Here is a 20,331-nt window from a genome sequence, read left to right as displayed (position 1 = left end):
GTCAGAACGGCAGCTTGAGACCCGGCGGCAGATTCAAGCCAGCAGTGAAACCGGCCATTTTTTCCTGGCTGAGCGCCTCGCCACGCCGAACAGCATCGTTCACCGCCGCCGCGACCAGGTCCTCCAGCATTTCTTTGTCATCCATGACGGAAGGATCGATACTGACGCGCCGCACATCATGCGCGCAGGTCATCACGATCTTGACCATACCGGCACCCGCCTGGCCTTCGACCTCCATCTGCGCCAACTGCTCCTGCGCCTTTTTCATGTTTTCCTGCATCATCTGCGCCTGCTTCATCAGGCCACCCAAACCACCTTTGATCATTTACTGACTCCGTCAATCGATCGGTTTAATGGAAGCTTCAACCACCGAGGCAGCAAACAAATCTTCCGCCTCGCGTACAAAATCATCGTTCCTGATCGCCATTTCCGCCTGCTCCTGGCGTTCCTGGCGTTGCCTTCCCTGAGCCGCTGCCGGCGTTTCCACCGCCGTCACCCCTGCTTCTATGGTCAGGCGAATCGTCCGACCGAGATAATCAGATAGCGCCTGCTGCAATTTATCGGGGTTGGGTTTCATCTGCAGATGCGAAAATTCGCTTGGCAGACGCAGCAGACAGTGCCCTTCACCCAGTTCGCGCAATTCACAATTTGCCGCCAGAGTGCGTACCAGGCCGCTGACTGGTAGAGCGGCCAGCAGCGCTGACCAATCCGCAGCCGACCCCGTCATGGTTTGCCCAGCCGCAGGACGGGGCCGCTCCTCCGCTGCCGACTCGGCCGCCACGACAGCCGGAGGCGCTGTCACTACCGGCTGCATGGGCGGAGCGACCGGAGCAGCACTTGGCGGCGCCTGGCGCACCGGTGGCGTTACGGCGGGCCGGTACGCTTCGACAATTTCGCCCACGCTACGCGGGCGGAAGGCATGCAGGCGGAGCAGGGTCATCACGAAGCCGGCGTGCTCATCCGGCGCCAGCGCCAGCTCGCTGCGCCCGACCGTCACGATCTGATAGGCCAACTGGATGAATTCGGCAGACAGCGCCCGCGCCAGCAACTGGATGCGTTCGCGATCGGGATCATCGTCATCGCCCGCTTCCGGAACGCACTGCACGATCTGAATCCGTGTCAGTAGTGCGGCCAGTTCCTGCAAGGCGACAGCAAATGACAACCCCCGCAAGGCAAGATTCGCAGCCACCTGAAGCAAGGCACCAGCGTCGCCTGCGGGCAAGGCTTCGAGAATGGAAAAGAGGTGATCCTGATCGACGCTACCCAGCATGCTGCGCACCTGCGCCTCATCGACCTGCCCGGCCCCATGCGCAATCGCCTGATCGAGCAATGACAGGGCATCGCGCATGCTGCCGCCGGCCGAGCGCGCAATCAGATTGAGCGCGCCGCCCTCACCAGGAATTCCTTCCATCTGCAGGATGTGCGCCAGATGGCCGGCAATCGCCGGCACGGGCATCTGCTTGAGATTGAATTGCAGACAGCGCGACAGAACCGTCACCGGAATTTTTTGCGGGTCCGTCGTGGCCAGAATGAATTTCACGTGCTCAGGCGGTTCTTCCAGGGTCTTCAACATGGCGTTGAAGGCGGAAGTGGACAGCATGTGCACTTCGTCGATCACATACACCTTGAATCTGCCCCGCGTGGGTGCGTAGGTGGCGTTCTCCAGCAGCTGGCGCATTTCGTCGACGCGCGTATTGGTCGCAGCATCAACTTCCAGCAGATCAATGAAGCGCCCGGCGTCGATTTCCTGGCAGGCTGTGCACTGACCACACGGCGTAGCCGTGATGCCCGCTTCGCAATTCAGCGATTTGGCGAGGATGCGGGCAATGGTTGTCTTGCCGACCCCGCGCGTCCCGGTAAAGAGATAGGCGTGGTGCAGACGTTGCTCGGTGAGCGCATGATTGAGTGCACGTACGACGTGTTCCTGACCCACCAGGGTCGAGAAGTTGCGCGGTCGCCACTTGCGCGCGAGAACCTGATAACTCATGCGCCTCACATAAAGCAGAAAATGAAAGTGGCGAGCCTAACCCCCGGCACTTGCAGTAAATGGCTGTGGCTGCTTCCTTCCGGACCTGACCAGGTTCACCACCCTGCAATGCGGGGAGACCCGCCGGCGCGAATGATAGCACAGGGGCGCGATGTACCGGATGTTTATCCGCACTCTTTGGCAGAAACATGTATCCAAACGCACAACGCCCCGCACTAGGCGGGGCGTTGTAAACACGGAGTTTCCTTCAATCAGAACGATGTCAGCAGAGCATAGGCACACAACGTCATGATGACCTGCGGGAAAATTCCAAGCACAGCAACCGCCAGTCCATTGGCCGAGAGCAGCAGACGCACATGAATGCCTGCCTCGATCGGCGTTTCCGTTTCGGGCTTGTCGAAATACATCAGCTTGACGACTCGCAGATAGTAGAAGGCACCAATCAGCGAGAAAATAACCGCCACCACGGCCAGCCAGATCTCACCGGTCGCCACGACCGCTTGCAGAACCGAAAACTTGGCGAAGAAACCAATGAACGGCGGCACGCCGGCCATGGAGAACATGACCATCAACATGATGAAGGCGAACCACGGACTCCGCTTGTTCAAGCCTTTGTAGTCACTGAGTTCTTCTGCTTCGAAACCGGCCCGCGCCATCAGGAGAATGACCCCGAAAGCGCCAAGCGTCATCAGCACGTAAGCAATGACGTAGAACATCGCCGAGCTGTAAGCGTTGAGTGCATAGCGCGGATCACCGCTGACGACACCGGTAACGATGCCGAGCAGCATGAAGCCCATGTGGGAAATTGCCGAATAAGCCAGCATGCGCTTGATGTTGCTCTGTGCAATGGCAGCCAGGTTACCGATGGCCATGGACAACACCGCCATGATCACCAGCATGCCTTGCCAGTCTTGCGCCAGGGGCAGGAGCCCGCTGACCAGCAAGCGCATGATCAGGGCAAAGGCGGCGAATTTGGGTGCCGAACCGATCAACAGGGTCACCGGGGTCGGCGCACCGTGATAGACATCAGGTATCCACATGTGGAATGGCACCAGCCCCAGCTTGAAGGCCAAGCCACTGACCATGAACACCAGCCCGAACACCAGCACGGTCCGGTTACCCTCAGCAGCGCCGAAGGACTGGGCAATTTCGGTGATTTCCAGGCTACCGGTCGCACCATAAATCATCGACATGCCATAGAGCAGCAGACCGGAGGCGAGCGCACCGAGAACGAAATACTTCATCGCAGCTTCGGTTGCCTGAACGGAATCGCGATTCATCGCGACCAGCGCATACAGGGACAGCGACAGGAGCTCCAGGCCCACGTACACCGTGATGAAATTGTTGGCGGAAATCATCACCAGCATGCCCAAGGTCGCCATCAGCGCGAGTACGTAGTACTCCCCCTTGTTCATATCGGGGCGGTCACTCAAGTAAGTCCGCGAATAGAAGAAGACAACGATCATGGTCAGATAGACGAAGATCTTGAGCAAATCGCCCAGGCTGTCATCAACGAAGGTATTGCTGAAGGTGTAAACCACCCCCGGGGTGCTGGTGTAGACCTGAATGAAGGCGCAACCGAGGAGGGTCAGCTGCGCCAGCCAGAAAGCGATCGAGTGGCGCGCATCCTTGGCGAACAGATCAATCATCAGGATGGTCATGGCCATGATGGCCAGGAACATTTCCGGCGCCGCCGGCAGAAAATCGGGAATGACGAAATTTTCAAACATGACGGCTACCGTTTATTGAATCTTGCTGACGGCGACATGGCGCAGCAGGTCGTTGACCGAGGTGTGCATGACTTCGGTAAAGGGCTGTGGATACAGGCCCATCCACAGGGTGCACAAGGCAAGCACGGCGAGAATGATGAATTCACGACCGCCGATATCGGTCAACTCCTTCACATGGTCATTCGCCACATCGCCAAAGATCACCCGCTTGTACATCCACAGGGAGTAGGACGCAGCCAGGATCAGCGAGGTCGCAGCCAGGAAGGCCACCCAGAAGTTGAATTTAACGGCTGCCAGGATGATCATGAACTCACCGACGAAGCCGGAAGTGGCCGGCAAACCGGCATTGGCCATGGTGAACAACATGAACAGGGCAGCAAACTTCGGCATGGTATTGACCACACCGCCGTAATCGGCAATCTGCCGGCTATGCACACGGTCGTACATGACACCGATGCAGAAGAACATGGCTCCCGAGACAAAACCGTGGGAGATCATCTGCACCAGAGCGCCTTCGATCGCCAGCGGACTGAACATGAAGAAACCGAGGGTCACGAAACCCATGTGAGCGATCGACGAATAAGCGACCAGCTTTTTCATGTCGGTCTGAATCAGGGCGACAAAACCGATATACACCACTGCGATCAGAGACAAGGCGATCAGCAGACCGGCAAGCTCATGCGACGCATCCGGTGCAATCGGCAGGGAGAAGCGCAGGAAACCATATGCACCGAGCTTGAGGGCGATGGCTGCCAACACAATGGAGCCTCCAGTCGGCGCCTCGACGTGCGCGTCCGGCAACCAAGTATGCACCGGCCACATCGGCACTTTCACCGCAAAGGCGACCATGAAGGCGAGGAATACCCAGATCTGCGGGGTCAAATCCAGCGGCAGCTGGTGCCAGTCGAGAATGGAGAAACTGCCACCGGCCTTGAAGAACAGGTACATCTGCGCAACCAGGAACAACAACGAGCCCAGCAGGGTGTAAAGGAAGAACTTGATCGCCGCATAAACACGGTTGGGGCCACCCCAGACACCGATGATCAGGTACAGGGGGATCAACGAGGCCTCGAAGAAGACATAAAACAGGATGCCATCGAGCGCCGTGAAGATGCCGTTCATCAAGCCGGACATGATCAGGAAAGCTGCCATGTACTGCGCAACCTTGGTCTTGATCACTTCCCACCCAGCCGCCACCACGATGATGGTGATGAAGGCGTTGAGCAGTACGAACAGCATCGAAATGCCATCAACGCCCAAGTGATAGTTGATGTTGAAACGGGGAATCCAGTTGTGCAACTCGACAAACTGCATACCCGAGTGACTGACATCAAAGCCAGTCCACAGGGGAATGGTGACGAGGAAACCGGCAATGGCACCGATGAGCGCCAGCACCCGCGCCAAAGGCGCGTTGCGGTCACCACCGGTCATCAAAACGATGACCCCGGCCAGAATGGGCACCCAGATGGCGAGAGAGAGCAGCGGGTAGTTCGACATGTTGTTCCTTGCTTTTCTGCGAGCGGTTCAGCTTATGCGTGGTTCAGCCACAACGTCATCAGCACCAGCAGGCCGATGATCATCGTAAAGGCGTAGTGATACACGTACCCAGTCTGGAAAAGGCGGCTGATCGTAGCAACCCAACCAACCACTTTGGCCGAGCCGTTGATGATGATTCCGTCAATCAAGCCGACATCCCCACCCCGCCACAATGCCTTGCCAAGAACGCGGGCACCGCCGGCAAACACGAACTCGTTGATCTTGTCGAAATAGTATTTGTTTTCCAGTATTTCATTGACCAATGCAAAGCGACGCTGGATCGCCGCCGGGATGTCGGGGCGCTTCATGTAGAAGAACCAGGACAGCACGACCCCGGCAAGCCCCAGGTAGAAGGCTGGCGTCTGGAAGGCGTGCAGGCCCATCGCCGCTGCACCGTGGAAGTGCTCCAGGAACTGAGACAGGGCCGGATGTGCAGCAGCGTCGACGTAAATCACATCCTTGAAGTAGTCACCTGCCACCATCGGGCCGATACCGATGTAACCGATGACCACCGACGGAATCGCCAGCAGGACCAGCGGCAGGGTCACCACCCATGGCGTTTCGTGCGGTTTCTGACCCGGCGCCAGACCGTGGTGATGGTCGTGCGAGGCTTCTTCGTCGTCGTGGTCGCCATGATGGTCGGCATGCTCACCCTTGCCGAAGCGCTCCTCACCATGGAAAACGAGGAAGTACATGCGGAAGGAGTAGAACGCGGTGACGAACACCCCCGCCAGCACTGCAAAGTAAGCGAAGCCGGAGCCGGGTATGCTGGAGAACTTGACGGCCTCGATGATCGAATCCTTGGAATAGAAACCGGCAAGGAAAGGGGTACCGATCAATGCCAGCGAGCCAATCAACGACGTCAGCCAGGTAATCGGCATGTACTTGCGCAGGCCGCCCATGTTGCGGATGTCCTGATCATGGTGCATGCCAATGATGACCGAGCCAGCGGCAAGGAACAGCAGCGCCTTGAAGAAGGCGTGTGTCATCAGGTGAAAGATGGCCACCGAATAAGCCGAGGCGCCGAGCGCAACGGTCATGTAGCCCAGCTGCGACAGGGTCGAATAGGCCACGACGCGCTTGATGTCGTTCTGAATGATGCCGAGGAAGCCCATGAACAGCGCGGTAATGGCGCCGATGATGAGAACGAACGACAGTGCAGTGGTCGACAGCTCGAACAGCGGTGACATGCGCGACACCATGAAGATGCCAGCGGTCACCATGGTCGCGGCGTGAATCAGCGCCGAGATCGGGGTCGGACCTTCCATCGAATCCGGCAGCCAGACGTGCAGCGGCACTTGCGCCGACTTGCCCATGGCGCCAATGAAGAGGCAGATACAGGCAACGGTCATCAACGACCATTCCTGGGCGCCCCAGATGTTGATGGTGGTATTGGCGAAATCCGGAGCCTGCTTGAACACTTCGACGTAATCAAGCGAGCCGAAATGGGCCAGGATGAGACCAATACCGAGAATGAAACCGAAGTCGCCGACGCGATTGACCAGGAAAGCTTTCATGTTGGCGAAAATCGCCGTCGGCCGGGTGTACCAGAAACCGATCAACAGGTAGGAAACCAGACCCACCGCTTCCCAGCCGAAGAACAGCTGCATGAAGTTGTTGGCCATCACCAGCATCAGCATGGAGAAGGTGAACAGCGAGATGTAGCTGAAGAAACGGTTGTAGCCAGGATCTTCCTGCATGTAGCCAATCGTGTAGATGTGCACCATCAGCGACACGAAGGTCACCACCAGCATCATGGTTGCCGTCAGTGAGTCGATCAGGAAACCGACCTCGAAGCTGTAGTCACCACTGGTCATCCACTGGTAGACCGTACCGTTGTAGGTATTGCCGGCCATGACGTCCATGAAGATGAGGACGGAAGCGCCAAAGGCAGTTGCCACCCCGAGGATGGTCACCGTGTGGGCCAGCCAGCGGGGAATCACACGACAGAACAGGCCGGCGACGATGGCACCGAACAGAGGCGCGAGGGGAACGAGAAGATAGAGCGATTTCATGTCCATGTTTAACCCTTCAGGCTACCCAGGTCATCCACATGGATGCTCTTGAGATTACGGAACAGCACGATCAGGATGGCCAGGCCGATGGCGGCTTCAGCCGCCGCGACGGCAAGGATGAAGAAAACGAAAACCTGCCCGGAAAGATCACCCAGGAAATGGGAGAACGCCACGAAGTTCATATTCACGGCGAGCAACATCAGTTCGATCGACATCAGCAACACGATCAGATTCTTCCGGTTGAGGAAGATGCCGACGACGGCGATGGCGAACAATATCGCGCCGAGGATCAGGAAGTGGGAAAGGGTTAGTGTCAGCATGTTTGCCCCGGATTAGTCTTTTTCAACCGGCATCTGCAGGACGCGCACACGGTCCTTGGCCTTGACGTACAGTTGCGTGCTTGGGTTCGGCACCCGCGAGCGCTTGGGTCCGCCGCGGAAAGTCAGCACCACGGCAGCGACCATACCCACCAGCAGGATCACGGCCGCCAGTTCGAACGGAAAAACGTAATCCGTCACCAGCAAGGCACCCAGTTCGCGTGTATTGGAGATGCCCGGTTCAACCACGGCTTCGCTGAGCGGTACCTGGAAATACTTGCTGCCCAGCACCAGACCCATTTCCAGCACCATCACCAGACCGAGCATCGCACCCAGTGGCAGATAGCGCCAGAAGCCTTGGCGCAGCTGATCGAAGTTGGGATCAAGCATCATCACCACGAACAGGAACAGCACCATCACGGCGCCAACGTACACCACAATCAGGGCAATACCGAGAAACTCGGCCTGCATCATCAACCAGATCCCGCCGGTAGTGAAGAAGGCCAGCATCAGATGCAGCACGGCAGTCACCGGATTGCGGGCGGTAATCACGCGCAGGGCGGCGTAGATCAATATGGCCGCAAGAAAGAGGAAAACAGCAGTTTGAAATTCCATCGCAGGCACCTGTCAGCGGTAAGGCGCGTCGAGCGCGCGATCTTCGGCGATCTGGGCTTCGTAGCGTTCGCCATTGGCCAGCAGCATCTCCTTGGTGTAGTAGAGATCGCCACGCTTTTCGCCGTGATATTCAAAAATACGGGTCTCGACGATTGCGTCCACCGGGCAGGCTTCTTCACAGAAACCGCAGAAGATGCACTTGGTCAGATCGATGTCGTAGCGTGTGGTCCGGCGCGAACCATCGTCACGCGGCTCCGCCTCGATGGTGATTGCCATGGCCGGGCAGATTGCCTCGCACAGCTTGCAGGAGATGCAGCGCTCTTCACCATTCGGATAGCGGCGCAGAGCGTGCAGACCACGAAAGCGGACGCTTTGTGGCGTTTTTTCCTCGGGATATTGCACGGTGATCTTGCGGGCAAAGAAATATTTGCCGGTCACCGCCATACCTTTCAACAGCTCCTTGAGGAAGAGGCTGCCGAAGATTTCCTTCATCGAACCCATTCTTCTCTCCTCAATTCCAGATGGTCAGCGGCGAAATCATCCACGCGCCAACAATGATGACCCAGAAGAAACACAGTGGCAGGAACACTTTCCAGCCCAGACGCATCAACAGGTCGTAACGGTAACGCGGGAAGGTGGCGCGGAACCAGAGGAACAGGAAGAGCACGAACGACATCTTGGCGAACATCCAGAGGATGCCATCGGGCAGGAAACCGACCGGCGACAACCAGCCCCCCAGGAAGAGGAGCGAGGTCAGCGCCGCCACCAGAATCATGTTGGCGTATTCGGCAAGGAAGAACAGTGCGAACGCCATCCCCGAATATTCGACGTGAAAACCGACGATCTCCGATTCGCCTTCAGCCAAGTCGAACGGGGCACGATTCAACTCAGCGGTACCGGAGATCAGGTAAACGAGGAACATCGGCAGCAATGGCAACCAGTTCCAAGACAGGAACCCCAGGCCCATGTCGGCGAAACGGCCTTCGGCCTGACCATTGACGATGTCGATGAAATTCAGGCTGCCGGCAATCATGAGCACCGTGATCAGGGCAAAACCCATGGCGATTTCGTAGGAAATCATCTGTGCCGCCGAACGCATGGCGCCGAGGAAAGCGTATTTGGAGTTCGATGCCCAACCGGAGAGGATGATGCCGTACACCCCGATGGAGGTCATCGCCAGGATGTAGAGCAGGCTAGCGTCGATATCGGCCAAGACCAGTGTGTCGGTGAAGGGAATCACCGCCCAAGCTGCCAGTGCAGGCGCGATGGCCAGCATCGGCGCAATGATGAACACCTTCTTCGATGCATTGGTGGGAACGACAACTTCCTTCAGCAGCAGCTTCAGGCCATCCGCGATCGGCTGCAGCAAGCCCCATGGACCCACCCGGTTGGGGCCGATACGCACGTGCATATAGCCAATCACCTTGCGCTCGAAATAGGTCAGATACGCCAGGCCGAGCATGAGCGGAGCAACGATGGCAACGATCTTGAGCAGGGTCCATACCGCCGGCCAGGCCACGCCAAAAAGGCCTTGTCCGAAATTCATCAGGGCATCCATTTATGCACGCTCCACAGAGATGTCACCGAACATTGCACCCAGGCTTGCGGTTGTCGGATGAGCAGCAGCGACGCGCAGGCAGTTATCGGGAACCGCAGCATCCAGGGCAACGGTCAATACTGCACAACCACCTCCTTGGCGTACTTTGGCTGACTCACCGGCCTGCAGCCCCAAAGCCTGGAGGGTTGCCACATTGGCACGCAGTTGCGGTGCCCGTGCATCGGCGGTCTTCTGCAGCGCCGGGGCACGCCGGGCCATGGCGTCGGCAAAGTGAATCGGCACATCGGCAATACGCTGCAGCCCCTGCTTCACTTCTGCCGGCACGGCGATTGCTGCGGCGTTAAGCGCATTGTCGAGACCGTTGGCGAATTCTGCCGTGGCGCCAAGCACCTCGTTGCGCACCTCTTCACTGCTCTGATACTCAAAACCAGGCAGGTTGAGGACATTGCCCAGCACGCGCAGCAGTTTCCAGGCCGGACGGGTTTCACCGCGTGGCTTGACTACGCCGTTGAACGATTGAACACGGCCCTCGGTATTGATGAAGGTACCAGCCGTCTCGGTGTAAGGCGAAACAGGCAGGATGGCGTCGGCGTATTGCAACGCGGCATCGCTCTTGAACGGCGACAGGGAAACGACGAAGGCCGCCTTGTCCAGAGCCGCCTGCGCAACCTGGGGATTGGCACAATCAAGCTCCGGTTCCACCCCAAGAAGCACATAGCCCTTGCGCGGAGTTTCGAACATGCTGCGAGCGTTGGCACCGCCTTGCAGCAACCCGCTCAGATAACCGCCGACCGTATTGGCGCCCTCGCCAAGGAAACCGACCGTCGCCCCGGTGATACGGCCGAGTTCGAGTGCCAGACGCTGAATCTGCATTGCGTCGGGTGACTGGGTCGCGACATTACCAAGGAATACTGCCTTCTTTTCCCCTTGCAGCAGACTGGCTGCAATCTTGCGACAGTTGTCGCAGACCGCCACGTTTTCCAGGCCGGCGGGGACGGCTTCACCCTTCGCTTCGGCTGCAGCACGCACCACGCCAGCCAAGGCGGCGGCAAGTTGTGCCGGTGCCACGCTGACCTGATTCGCCAAGGCGATCAGTTGATCATCGGCTGTGACCGACAGCATGCTGACCTGGGTATTCTTCTTGGCGGCCTGACGCAGGCGTTGCGCGATCAGAGGATGATCCTTGCGCAGGAACGACCCCACCACTAGCGCCGCATCAAGTTGTTCGATTTCAGCCAGACGCATACCCAGCCACGGTGCACCCGCACGCTGGGCATCGGCCGAGAAGTCACTCTGACGGGGACGGAAATCGGCATTCTTGCTGCCCAGGCCCTGCATCACTTTCCCCAGCAGGTAAAACTCTTCCAGGGTGGACGATTGCGCCGCCAGCGCCGCCAGTGCATCGCCACCGTGTTCGCGGGCGATGTCCTTCAGGGCATGGGCCACGTAATCAAGAGCCACGTTCCAGCTGACCTCCTTCCACTCTCCGCCCTGCTTGACCATGGGCTTGTCGAGGCGCTGCTCGGAATTCAAGGCCTGGTAGGCGAAACGCTCCTTGTCGGAAATCCAGCATTCATTAACTGCTTCGTTTTCGCGCGGCAGGACACGCATCACGGTGTCGTGTTTGACTTGAACCACCAGGTTGGCGCCGACGGAATCGTGCGGGCTGACCGATTTCCGCCGCTGCAGCTCCCAGCTCCGCGCGGTATAACGGAACGGCTTAGAGGTCAGGGCACCGACCGGGCACAGGTCAATCATGTTGCCAGACAGTTCGGAGTCCACCGAACGGCCGACAAAGGTCATGATCTCCGCATGCATGTTGCGATTGGCCATCCCCAATTCCATCACCCCGGCGATTTCCTGGCCGAAGCGCACACAGCGCGTACAGTGGATGCAACGGCTCATCTCTTCCATCGAGATCAGGGGGCCGACATCCTTGTGGAAGACGACACGCTTTTCCTCGGTGTAGCGGCTTTTCATCGGGCCGTAACCAACCGACATATCCTGCAGCTGGCATTCACCGCCCTGATCGCAGATCGGGCAATCCAGCGGGTGATTGATCAACAGGAATTCCATCACCCCCTTCTGCGCCTTGACTGCGAGATCTGAGTGGGTGAACACCTTCATCCCATTGGTCACCGGCGTGGCACAGGCCGGCAGGGGCTTGGGTGCCTTCTCGACTTCCACCAGACACATGCGGCAGCTGGCGGCAATGGAAAGTTTCTTGTGATAGCAGAAATGCGGAATGTACACGCCCAGTTGCTGCGCGGCGTCCATCACCGTGCTGCCTGCGGGTACCTGTCCCTTCTTGCCGTCGATTTCAATATCTAGCATGTCGCTACCTTGTAGCCAGTTTTCTTAACGGACCAGGCCTTCAGGCCGTGATCTTGTGGAAGCCGCTGCCTGCCCACTGCACATCCTTGGGCACCAGACAGGTCTTGTGCTCGATGTGGTGTTCAAATTCAGCGCGGAAATGCTTGATGAAACTCTGCACCGGGAAAGCTGCCGCATCACCCAACGCACAGATGGTGCGGCCAGCAATGTTGCCCAGCACACTGTTGAGCAAGTCCAGGTCCTCCGGCTTGCCCAGCCCATTCTCGATGCGATGCACCACCTTGTACATCCAGGCCGTGCCCTCGCGGCAGGGTGTGCATTGGCCACAGGATTCTTCATGGTAGAAATAGGACAGACGCTCGAGCGCCTTGACCATGCACACCGTTTCATCCATGACAATGACAGCACCCGAGCCGAGCATCGAACCGCCTTTGCTGATCGAATCGTAGTCCATGGTGCAGTCCATGATCACCTCAGCCGGCATCACCGGCGCCGAGGACCCCCCCGGAATCACCGCCTTCAGCTTGCGCCCGCCGCGCATGCCACCGCACATTTCGAGCAGTTTGGCGAACGGGGTACCCAAGGGAATTTCGTAGTTCCCCGGGCGGTTGACGTGGCCGGAAACCGAGAACAGCTTGGTGCCGCCGTTGTTCGGTTTACCCAGATTGAGGTATTCCTCGCCACCCATCTTCAGAATGAAGGGAATGGAAGCGAAGGTTTCCGTGTTGTTGATCGTGGTCGGCTTGCCGTACAGGCCAAAAGAAGCCGGGAAAGGCGGCTTGAAGCGGGGCTGTCCCTTCTTGCCCTCGATCGACTCAAGCAGCGCCGTTTCTTCTCCGCAAATATAGGCACCGTAACCGTGGTGGGCGAAGAGATCGAAACTGAATTCGGTGCCGAGAATCTTCTGCCCCAGGAAACCTGCTGCACGCGCCTCATCCAGTGCTTCCTCGAAACGCTTGTAAATTTCCCAGATTTCACCGTGAACGTAGTTGTAACCCCGCGTCGCGCCCATGGCAAAACCGGCAATGATCATGCCTTCGATCACCGCATGCGGGTTGTAGCGCATGAGGTCGCGGTCCTTGAAAGTTCCCGGTTCACCTTCGTCGGTGTTGCAGACGACATACTTGTCACCGGGGAAGGAGCGCGGCATGAAAGACCATTTCAGGCCCGTCGGAAAGCCAGCGCCACCCCGTCCGCGCAGCACGGACTTCTTCACCTCTGCAATGACGTCTTCCTGCGTCATCCCGCTCTGCAGGATGCGTTTCAGCTGCTCATAACCGCCGCGCGCCACGTAATCCTTGAGACGCCAGCTATTGTCGCCATCGAGACCGGCCATCAGGACCGGGTTGATTGCCCCCATCATGGCCATTACTTGCACTCCTCGAGCAGCTTGTCGATCTGATCCGGATGCATGTGGCTGCACATCGACCGGTTATTGACGATGAACACCGGCGCATCACCGCAGGCACCCATGCATTCCCCTTCTTTCAGGGTGAATTTGCCATCCGGCGTCGTTTCATTGAAACCGATGCCCAGCTTTTTCTGCAGGTACTCGGCCGCATGATTGCCCCCAGACAGCGCGCACGGCAGATTGGTGCACACCGTGAGCTTGTACTTGCCGACCGGTTTCAGATCATACATGTTGTAGAAGGAAGCCACCTCGTACGCCGCCATGGGGGGCATGCCGAGATAGTTGGCAACAGCCTCGATCGCCTCGGGTGGCAACCAGCCTTTTTCTTCCTGCGCATGCGCCAGACAGGCCATCACGGCAGACTGTTTCTGGTCAGCAGGGTACTTGCCGACCTCACGCGCGAATTTTTGTAGGGTGTCAGCGGAAAACATCAGCGGTCGATCTCGCCAAAAACGATATCTTGAGAACCGATGATCGTGACGACGTCAGCCAGCATGTGGCCCTTCGCCATCTCGTCCATCGCAGCCAGATGGGCGTAGCCCGGTGCACGGATTTTCATCCGGTACGGCTTGTTGGCACCATCGGAAATGAAATAGATGCCAAATTCACCCTTGGGATGCTCGACCGCAGCATAGGCTTCGCCCGGCGTGACGTGAATCCCTTCACTGAAGAGCTTGAAATGGTGAATCAGCTCTTCCATGTTTGACTTCATGGCTTCCCGTTTGGGCGGCGCCACCTTGAAATTATCCGTGATGACCGGACCGGGGTTTTTACGCAACCAGTCGATGCACTGCTTGATGATGCGGTTCGACTGCAGCATTTCTTCCATGCGCACCAGGTAACGGTCGTAGCTGTCACCATTGACGCCGACCGGCACATCGAAGTCCACCTTGTCATAGGCCGCGTAAGGCTGCTTCTTGCGCAAATCCCAGGCCACGCCAGAACCGCGCAGCATGGCGCCGGTAAAGCCAAGCTGCATGGCGCGCTCCGGACTGATCACACCCACACCGACCAACCGCTGCTTCCAGATACGGTTGTCGGTCAGCAGGGTGTGGTACTCAGCGTGGTATTTCGGGAAGCGCTCGGTAAAGTCTTCCAGGAAGTCCAGCAGCGATCCGCTGCGGTTCTCGTTGAGCGCTTTGGCCTTGCTGGCACTGGTCCAGGTCGACTCCCGGTACTGCGGCATGCGCTCCGGCAAATCGCGATAAACGCCACCCGGACGATAATAAGCTGCGTGCAGACGGGCCCCGCTGACCGCTTCATAAGCGTCCATCAGATCTTCCCGCTCACGGAAGGTGTACAGCGCCATGGCCATGGCGCCAACGTCGAGCGCATGACAGCCGATCCACAGCAGGTGGTTGAGAATGCGGGTAACTTCGTCGTACATGGTACGGATGTACTTACCCCGCTCCGGCACTTCGATCTGCAGAAGTTTCTCAACACCCAGGCAGTAGGCGTGCTCATTGCACATGGGCGAGACGTAGTCCAGGCGATCCATGTAGGGCATGGCCTGCACCCAGGTACGATGCTCGGCAAGCTTCTCGGTCCCACGGTGCAGCAGACCGATATGCGGGTCAGCGCGGCGCACCACTTCACCATCCATCTCAAGCACCATGCGCAACACACCGTGGGCGGCCGGGTGCTGCGGCCCGAAGTTCAGCGTATAGCTCTGAATATCAGCCATGTTTCGGATCCCCGTAGGTATCTTCGCGCACGATGCGCGGGGTATTTTCGCGAGGCGCGATGGTTACCGGCTGGTACACCACTCGCCCCTGATCCGGGTCGTAACGCATTTCGACGTGCCCCGTGATCGGAAAGTCCTTGCGGAAGGGGTGACCGATGAAACCGTAATCGGTGAGCAGACGGCGCAAGTCGTGGTGGCCGGTATAGGCAATCCCGAACAGATCGAACGACTCACGCTCGAACCAGTTGGCAGAACTCCACAATGTGGTCACCGAATCAGTTACCGGGAACTCGTCATCTTCGGCAAAAACCCGCACTCTCAAGCGAACGTTGTGCGCGATCGACAGCAGATGCACCACTGTGGCATAGCGTTTTCCAACCCAGGCACCATCGCCGTAAGTGGAGTAATCCACACCGCACAGATCGATCAGTTCCTCGAAGGAAAATTCTTTCTCATCACGCAAGGCCTGCATGGTGGCGTAGTAATCACCTGCAGCGACCTCGACGGTCAGTTCGTTCAGGGCGATTTTCGTGGATTGAAGTGCATCCCCGAATCGTTCCTGCAATTTTTGGCAAAGCGCATCCAGCTTGGCTGACATAGGGATCGGCCTCGAAATTTAGCGGGCAATGGTATTGGTGCGACGAATCTTGTTCTGCAGCTGAATCAAGCCGTAGAGCAACGCCTCCGCGGTGGGCGGGCAGCCCGGCACATAGATATCAACCGGCACCACGCGATCACAACCGCGCACCACCGAGTAGGAATAGTGATAGTAGCCACCACCATTTGCGCAAGAACCCATGGAGATCACCCAGCGTGGCTCAGCCATCTGGTCGTACACCTTGCGCAGGGCCGGCGCCATTTTATTGGTCAAGGTACCCGCCACAATCATCACATCGGACTGCCGCGGACTGGGGCGAAAGATGATACCGAAGCGATCCAGGTCGTAGCGCGAGCAGCCGGCGTGAATCATTTCCACCGCGCAACAGGCGAGACCAAAAGTCATTGGCCAGATCGAGCCAGTGCGCATGTAGTTGATCAGCTTGTCCGCCGTCGTGGTGACAAAGCCTTCCTGCAGAATTCCTTCAATGGCCATGGCGCCGCCTCATTCCCAGTCCAGAGCACCCTTGGCCCAGGCATAAATATCACCCAGTGCCAGAATGCCAATAAAAACCAGCATTTCGACGAAACCGAACACCCCGAGACCGTCACTGGCTGCCATATCGGAAAACACGGCACCCCAAGGAATCAGGAAAGCGATTTCAAGATCGAACAGAATAAACAGGATTGCAATGAGGTAGTAACGCACATCGAATTTCATGCGCGCATCTTCGAATGCCTCGAAGCCACACTCATAGGGGGAGAGTTTCTCGGGGTCGGGACGCCGGGGCGCCAACGCAAAACCCATGGCAACCGGCAAAACACCAATCGCCACCCCAACCAACACAAACATCAGGATTGGAAAATACGCTTCCATCATCCGCCGCCAATTTGTCAGTTTTTATCGAGCTGGATGAAAATCAACCAACCCCGTTATGGTGCCGACGGCGAGACTCGAACTCGCACAGCTTGCGCCACTACCCCCTCAAGATAGCGTGTCTACCAATTTCACCACGTCGGCGTATTGCTTTTACTACTCTTCACCCACCGGTCAAAACACAAATTGACAGTGGAATAAACAGCTTACTTTGGCACCTGCTGCGCCTTGGAACCCGCGCCAGCTGGTTCATTCACCCCTCCGGCAGGAGCCAGCGGGACAGTCTGCGATTGTACCGAATCCTGCATCAGACTACCAGACGTTTTTGGCTTTTCGGACGCGAAGTAGGCCAGGGACAGGCTGGTCAGAAAGAAGACCGCAGCCAGCACACCCGTCGTCCGGCTAAGAAAATTAGCCGACCCGGACGCACCAAACAGACTACCGGAGGCACCGCTACCAAAGGCAGCCCCCATGTCGGCACCCTTACCGTGCTGCACCAGGACCAAACCGATAATGGCGAGCGCCACCAGAATATGAATCGTCAACACCAAGGAGAACATCCAGCTCATTTTTACTTACCCACTTTCTTCGCTATGAAGACGACACGCCGGTCGCCCGACAAATCGCCAGAAAATCCTCAGCCACCAAGGCCGCCCCGCCAATCAACCCACCATCAATATCCGGCTGGCCGAACAAGGCCGCTGCATTGTCTGCTTTCACACTACCTCCGTAGAGGATGCGTAATTTTGCTGCCACCTCATCATCACTCGCCGCCACCCGCTGGCGAATGAACGCATGCACCAACTGCGCCTGCTCCGGAGTAGCCGTTTGGCCAGTACCAATCGCCCACACCGGTTCATAGGCAACAATCCCGCACCCCAAAGCAGCCACCCCAAGACGGGCGAGCACTGCATCGAGCTGACGCCCAACGACCATTTCGGTCTCCCCCGCCTGACGATCCGCCAGGGTTTCACCGACACAAAGCACCGGAACCAGACCTTCGGCCAGCACGGCCTCGAACTTGGCGGCTACGGTAGCATCGCTCTCGCCATATATGGCGCGCCGCTCGGAGTGCCCAAGCAGCACATAACGACAACCAAACTCCCGCAACATGCTGACTGACACCTCGCCGGTATAGGCACCCGCGGGGTGTTGACTGACATTCTGCGCCCCCAGCTTCAGCGCCGAACCGGCCAGCACCTGCTGCGCCTGCGCCAGATAGGGAAATGGCGGGCACACCACCACCTCGCACGGCAGCGTATCGATCTCGGTCAGCAGCGCCGACAACAAGGCCGCATTGGCGGCCAGACCACCATGCATTTTCCAGTTACCGGCAACAAGCTTGGAACGCACGCACTAATCTCCGTGGGCAAAAACCGCGGAATTATAACGATGGCGGTCTCCCTGGGTCAATGTGAAGCTCCCGCGAGGCACTCCATCAATTCCCTGCAGCCAGCCGTACGGCTGCCGCAATTTCCTCGGCAGCCGTACGGACCAAAGCAGCATCCTCGCCTTCCACCATGACCCGCAGCAGCGGTTCCGTACCGGAAGGACGCAGCAATACCCTGCCCCGCCCGGCGAGACGCGCTTCCACTCGCTGCTGTGCCACCTGAATTTGTGGCGCCTCCTGCCAGGCAAAAGCACGCGCCAGCGGCACATTGATCAAGACCTGCGGATACAGCACCAAATCGCCCAGCAAAGCCTGCAGGTCGCCACTACTTTCCCGCAGTGCAGCCAGCACCTGAAGCCCGGCAACGATGCCGTCACCGGTGGAGTGGCGATCAAGCGTCAGAATATGACCGGAGTTTTCACCACCATAGAGCCAGCCTTCTTTCTGCAGCATTTCCACCACATAACGGTCACCAACCGCGGCGCGGGCGAACGGGATGTCCAGTTTGGCCAGGGCATGCTCAAGGGCCAGATTGGTCATCAAGGTCCCCACCACGCCGGCCACTTTGCCTTTTTGCGCCCGGTGCCTGACGATGGCGTAGAGAAGTTGGTCACCATCGTAAAGGCGACCTGCCGCATCCACCATCTGAATACGATCGGCATCGCCATCCAGGGCAATCCCCAGATCGGCGCCGTGTTCCCGTACGGCCTCCGCCAGCGCCTGTGGTGCTGTCGCGCCAACGCCGGCGTTGATGTTCAAGCCATTCGGTTGTACACCGATGCTGATCACCTCGGCCCCCAGTTCGTGAAAGACATCCGGCGCAATGTGATAGGCAGCACCATGCGCGCAATCAACGACGATTTTCAGTCCGCGCAGATCCAGCTCGTTGGGGAATGTGCTTTTGCAGAACTCGATATAGCGTCCACGGGCATCGTCGATGCGCCGCACCCGCCCTAGGTCGGCCGAATCGACGCAGTGCATTTCCTGCTCGATACCCGCTTCGATAGCGCGCTCCAGACTATCCGGCAACTTGCTACCCTGTGCCGAGAAAAACTTTATTCCGTTGTCGTAATATGGATTGTGCGACGCCGAGATCACGATCCCGGCCTGCAGACGCAATGCTCGGGTCAGATAGGCAATGGCCGGAGTCGGCATCGGACCGACCAGGCAGACATCCACACCCGCAGCAGAAAAACCCGCCTCGAGGGCGGATTCCAGCATGTATCCGGAAATTCGCGTGTCCTTGCCAATCAATACGCTGGGACGTTCCCCCGGCGGCATCGGGCATTGCGCCAGAAACACCTTGCCGGCCGAGTAGCCCAGACGCATCACGAAATCCGGCGTAATCGGACTTTGTCCAACCCGACCGCGCACCCCATCAGTGCCGAAATACTTTCTACTCACGCTCTTTCCCCTTCCTTGACCGCTTGCCATACTTTCAGTGCGTCGCAGGTCGCCGCCACATCGTGCACGCGCAAGATTGCCGCCCCCCGTTGTGCTGCCAGCAACGCTGCAGCGACACTGGCATACACCCTTTCCGTCACCGGCCGCCCGGTAATTTCACCCAACATCCTTTTGCGCGAAACACCTACCAGCAGGGGCAAGCCCTGCCAAAGATCGCCCGAAAGTGCGCGAAATAAGGCCAGGTTGTGCCCCAGGTCCTTGCCAAAGCCGAACCCGGGATCCAGAACCAGCCTGCCACGGGCGATACCGCTAGCTACGCAAGCCTCTGTCGCTTGCTGGAGCCAGGTACTCACCTCCCGAACCACGTCCTCATAAACGGGCGCATCCTGCATGGTGGCCGGCTCGCCCTGCATGTGCATCAGACATACAGCACAGTCCGAATCCACGACTGCCGCGCGCGCTTCAGCGCTACGCAGCCCACTGATATCGTTGATCATGCTGACACCTGCCGCCAGCGCTACACGCATCACGCCAGGCTTGTAGGTATCCACGGACACCGGCACGCCCCAACCGCACACCTCCTGCAGTACTGGCAACAAGCGCCGCAGTTCTTCCTGTTCCGATGTCGCCGCGATACCAGGTCGCGTCGATTCAGCACCAATATCAAGAATGTCCGCACCCGCCTGGTATTGCTGCCGGGCATGCTCAATCGCCAGACGGGTATTGTGTGCCAGACCATCGCCCGAAAAGGAATCCGGCGTCAGATTGACAATCCCCATCACCAGTGGGCGATCAAGTGTCAGGCGGTAGCGACCGCAGTGTATTTCGCGCATGAAAAAAGGCCGGAAGCAAGGCTTCCGGCAAATAGGTCAGTCG

The 20,331-nt window shown here is 58.3% G+C and carries 20 protein-coding genes, 1 tRNA gene and 1 other RNA gene; all 22 read right to left on the bottom strand.

The features are described from left to right. Nucleotide 1: 1 nt before the first annotated feature. Nucleotides 2-325, bottom strand: coding sequence for a YbaB/EbfC family nucleoid-associated protein (locus tag JYJ39_RS09545; protein WP_240189616.1), 324 nt, complete (start codon nt 323-325; stop codon nt 2-4). Nucleotides 326-337: 12 nt separating this feature from the next. Further along, the gene (gene dnaX, locus JYJ39_RS09540) at nt 338-1,987 is read right to left on the bottom strand and encodes a DNA polymerase III subunit gamma/tau (RefSeq protein ID WP_205203899.1); all 1,650 of its coding nucleotides are present in this window, start codon (nt 1,985-1,987) and stop codon (nt 338-340) included. Nucleotides 1,988-2,013: 26 nt separating this feature from the next. Continuing rightward, an RNA gene (gene ffs / locus JYJ39_RS09535) (signal recognition particle sRNA small type) lies at nt 2,014-2,112 on the bottom strand. Nucleotides 2,113-2,238: 126 nt separating this feature from the next. Then, on the bottom strand, nt 2,239-3,717 hold the full coding sequence (gene nuoN, locus JYJ39_RS09530) for an NADH-quinone oxidoreductase subunit NuoN (RefSeq protein ID WP_205203897.1): 1,479 nt from the start codon (nt 3,715-3,717) through the stop codon (nt 2,239-2,241). A 12-nt stretch (nt 3,718-3,729) separates the two neighbouring features. Next, on the bottom strand, nt 3,730-5,214 hold the full coding sequence (locus JYJ39_RS09525; protein WP_205203896.1) for an NADH-quinone oxidoreductase subunit M: 1,485 nt from the start codon (nt 5,212-5,214) through the stop codon (nt 3,730-3,732). A gap of 32 nt (nt 5,215-5,246) precedes the next feature. Beyond that, nucleotides 5,247-7,274: an NADH-quinone oxidoreductase subunit L gene (gene nuoL / locus JYJ39_RS09520; protein ID WP_205203895.1), complete on the bottom strand. Its 2,028-nt coding sequence runs from the start codon at nt 7,272-7,274 to the stop codon at nt 5,247-5,249. A gap of 2 nt (nt 7,275-7,276) precedes the next feature. Then, nucleotides 7,277-7,588, bottom strand: a complete 312-nt coding sequence (nuoK, locus tag JYJ39_RS09515) for an NADH-quinone oxidoreductase subunit NuoK (RefSeq protein WP_240189615.1) — start codon at nt 7,586-7,588, stop codon at nt 7,277-7,279. Nucleotides 7,589-7,600: 12 nt separating this feature from the next. After that, the gene (locus JYJ39_RS09510) at nt 7,601-8,200 is read right to left on the bottom strand and encodes an NADH-quinone oxidoreductase subunit J (protein ID WP_205203894.1); all 600 of its coding nucleotides are present in this window, start codon (nt 8,198-8,200) and stop codon (nt 7,601-7,603) included. A 12-nt stretch (nt 8,201-8,212) separates the two neighbouring features. Then, complete coding sequence (gene nuoI, locus JYJ39_RS09505) at nt 8,213-8,701, bottom strand: NADH-quinone oxidoreductase subunit NuoI (RefSeq protein ID WP_205203893.1); 489 nt, start codon at nt 8,699-8,701, stop codon at nt 8,213-8,215. A gap of 10 nt (nt 8,702-8,711) precedes the next feature. Further along, nucleotides 8,712-9,758: an NADH-quinone oxidoreductase subunit NuoH gene (nuoH, locus tag JYJ39_RS09500; protein ID WP_205203892.1), complete on the bottom strand. Its 1,047-nt coding sequence runs from the start codon at nt 9,756-9,758 to the stop codon at nt 8,712-8,714. Next, a complete protein-coding gene (gene nuoG, locus JYJ39_RS09495; protein ID WP_205203891.1) occupies nt 9,759-12,092 on the bottom strand; it encodes an NADH-quinone oxidoreductase subunit NuoG in 2,334 nt (777 codons plus the stop codon). A 40-nt stretch (nt 12,093-12,132) separates the two neighbouring features. Next, entirely contained in the window at nt 12,133-13,461 is a 1,329-nt protein-coding gene (gene nuoF / locus JYJ39_RS09490) for an NADH-quinone oxidoreductase subunit NuoF (RefSeq protein WP_205203890.1), read from the bottom strand. Further along, the gene (nuoE, locus tag JYJ39_RS09485) at nt 13,461-13,934 is read right to left on the bottom strand and encodes an NADH-quinone oxidoreductase subunit NuoE (RefSeq protein ID WP_205203888.1); all 474 of its coding nucleotides are present in this window, start codon (nt 13,932-13,934) and stop codon (nt 13,461-13,463) included. The genes nuoF and nuoE overlap by 1 nt, the downstream gene beginning before the upstream one ends. Beyond that, the gene (locus tag JYJ39_RS09480; RefSeq protein ID WP_205203886.1) at nt 13,934-15,187 is read right to left on the bottom strand and encodes an NADH-quinone oxidoreductase subunit D; all 1,254 of its coding nucleotides are present in this window, start codon (nt 15,185-15,187) and stop codon (nt 13,934-13,936) included. Before JYJ39_RS09480 ends, nuoE begins: the two co-directional genes overlap by 1 nt. Next, nucleotides 15,180-15,785, bottom strand: coding sequence for an NADH-quinone oxidoreductase subunit C (locus JYJ39_RS09475; RefSeq protein ID WP_205203883.1), 606 nt, complete (start codon nt 15,783-15,785; stop codon nt 15,180-15,182). The genes JYJ39_RS09480 and JYJ39_RS09475 overlap by 8 nt, the downstream gene beginning before the upstream one ends. Before the next feature lie 18 nt (nt 15,786-15,803). Then, nucleotides 15,804-16,280, bottom strand: a complete 477-nt coding sequence (locus JYJ39_RS09470) for a NuoB/complex I 20 kDa subunit family protein (RefSeq protein WP_205203881.1) — start codon at nt 16,278-16,280, stop codon at nt 15,804-15,806. Between the two features lie 9 nt (nt 16,281-16,289). Beyond that, the gene (gene ndhC, locus JYJ39_RS09465; protein WP_205203878.1) at nt 16,290-16,664 is read right to left on the bottom strand and encodes an NADH-quinone oxidoreductase subunit A; all 375 of its coding nucleotides are present in this window, start codon (nt 16,662-16,664) and stop codon (nt 16,290-16,292) included. 56 nt (nt 16,665-16,720) lie between these two features. Next, nucleotides 16,721-16,805: transfer RNA gene (locus JYJ39_RS09460), tRNA-Leu, on the bottom strand. Between the two features lie 62 nt (nt 16,806-16,867). Next, nucleotides 16,868-17,230, bottom strand: a complete 363-nt coding sequence (gene secG, locus JYJ39_RS09455) for a preprotein translocase subunit SecG (protein WP_205203876.1) — start codon at nt 17,228-17,230, stop codon at nt 16,868-16,870. A 22-nt stretch (nt 17,231-17,252) separates the two neighbouring features. Further along, on the bottom strand, nt 17,253-18,014 hold the full coding sequence (gene tpiA / locus JYJ39_RS09450; RefSeq protein WP_205203874.1) for a triose-phosphate isomerase: 762 nt from the start codon (nt 18,012-18,014) through the stop codon (nt 17,253-17,255). A gap of 85 nt (nt 18,015-18,099) precedes the next feature. Next, entirely contained in the window at nt 18,100-19,455 is a 1,356-nt protein-coding gene (gene glmM / locus JYJ39_RS09445; RefSeq protein WP_205203871.1) for a phosphoglucosamine mutase, read from the bottom strand. Next, a complete protein-coding gene (folP, locus tag JYJ39_RS09440; protein ID WP_205203869.1) occupies nt 19,452-20,288 on the bottom strand; it encodes a dihydropteroate synthase in 837 nt (278 codons plus the stop codon). Before folP ends, glmM begins: the two co-directional genes overlap by 4 nt. Nucleotides 20,289-20,331 lie beyond the last annotated feature (43 nt).

The organism is Azonexus hydrophilus (assembly GCF_905120355.1).
Classification (GTDB): domain Bacteria; phylum Pseudomonadota; class Gammaproteobacteria; order Burkholderiales; family Rhodocyclaceae; genus Azonexus.
The sequence above is the reverse complement of the archived record's forward strand: the minus strand, read 5'-3'. Positions and strand labels throughout refer to the sequence as shown.

Excerpts from the sequence above, each read along its gene's own strand:
- JYJ39_RS09470 (WP_205203881.1), bottom strand. The coding sequence starts at position 16,280 with ATGGCCATTGAAGGAATTCTGCAGGAAGGCTTTGTCACCACGACGGCG.
- nuoE (WP_205203888.1), bottom strand. The coding sequence starts at position 13,934 with ATGTTTTCCGCTGACACCCTACAAAAATTCGCGCGTGAGGTCGGCAAG.
- JYJ39_RS09525 (WP_205203896.1), bottom strand. The coding sequence starts at position 5,214 with ATGTCGAACTACCCGCTGCTCTCTCTCGCCATCTGGGTGCCCATTCTG.
- secG (WP_205203876.1), bottom strand. The coding sequence starts at position 17,230 with ATGAGCTGGATGTTCTCCTTGGTGTTGACGATTCATATTCTGGTGGCG.
- nuoG (WP_205203891.1), bottom strand. The coding sequence starts at position 12,092 with ATGCTAGATATTGAAATCGACGGCAAGAAGGGACAGGTACCCGCAGGC.
- nuoF (WP_205203890.1), bottom strand. The coding sequence starts at position 13,461 with ATGGCCATGATGGGGGCAATCAACCCGGTCCTGATGGCCGGTCTCGAT.
- JYJ39_RS09480 (WP_205203886.1), bottom strand. The coding sequence starts at position 15,187 with ATGGCTGATATTCAGAGCTATACGCTGAACTTCGGGCCGCAGCACCCG.
- nuoL (WP_205203895.1), bottom strand. The coding sequence starts at position 7,274 with ATGGACATGAAATCGCTCTATCTTCTCGTTCCCCTCGCGCCTCTGTTC.
- nuoK (WP_240189615.1), bottom strand. The coding sequence starts at position 7,588 with ATGCTGACACTAACCCTTTCCCACTTCCTGATCCTCGGCGCGATATTG.
- nuoH (WP_205203892.1), bottom strand. The coding sequence starts at position 9,758 with ATGGATGCCCTGATGAATTTCGGACAAGGCCTTTTTGGCGTGGCCTGG.
- nuoI (WP_205203893.1), bottom strand. The coding sequence starts at position 8,701 with ATGGGTTCGATGAAGGAAATCTTCGGCAGCCTCTTCCTCAAGGAGCTG.
- JYJ39_RS09475 (WP_205203883.1), bottom strand. The coding sequence starts at position 15,785 with ATGTCAGCCAAGCTGGATGCGCTTTGCCAAAAATTGCAGGAACGATTC.
- JYJ39_RS09510 (WP_205203894.1), bottom strand. The coding sequence starts at position 8,200 with ATGGAATTTCAAACTGCTGTTTTCCTCTTTCTTGCGGCCATATTGATC.
- JYJ39_RS09545 (WP_240189616.1), bottom strand. The coding sequence starts at position 325 with ATGATCAAAGGTGGTTTGGGTGGCCTGATGAAGCAGGCGCAGATGATG.
- ndhC (WP_205203878.1), bottom strand. The coding sequence starts at position 16,664 with ATGATGGAAGCGTATTTTCCAATCCTGATGTTTGTGTTGGTTGGGGTG.
- dnaX (WP_205203899.1), bottom strand. The coding sequence starts at position 1,987 with ATGAGTTATCAGGTTCTCGCGCGCAAGTGGCGACCGCGCAACTTCTCG.
- nuoN (WP_205203897.1), bottom strand. The coding sequence starts at position 3,717 with ATGTTTGAAAATTTCGTCATTCCCGATTTTCTGCCGGCGGCGCCGGAA.
- folP (WP_205203869.1), bottom strand. The coding sequence starts at position 20,288 with ATGCGCGAAATACACTGCGGTCGCTACCGCCTGACACTTGATCGCCCA.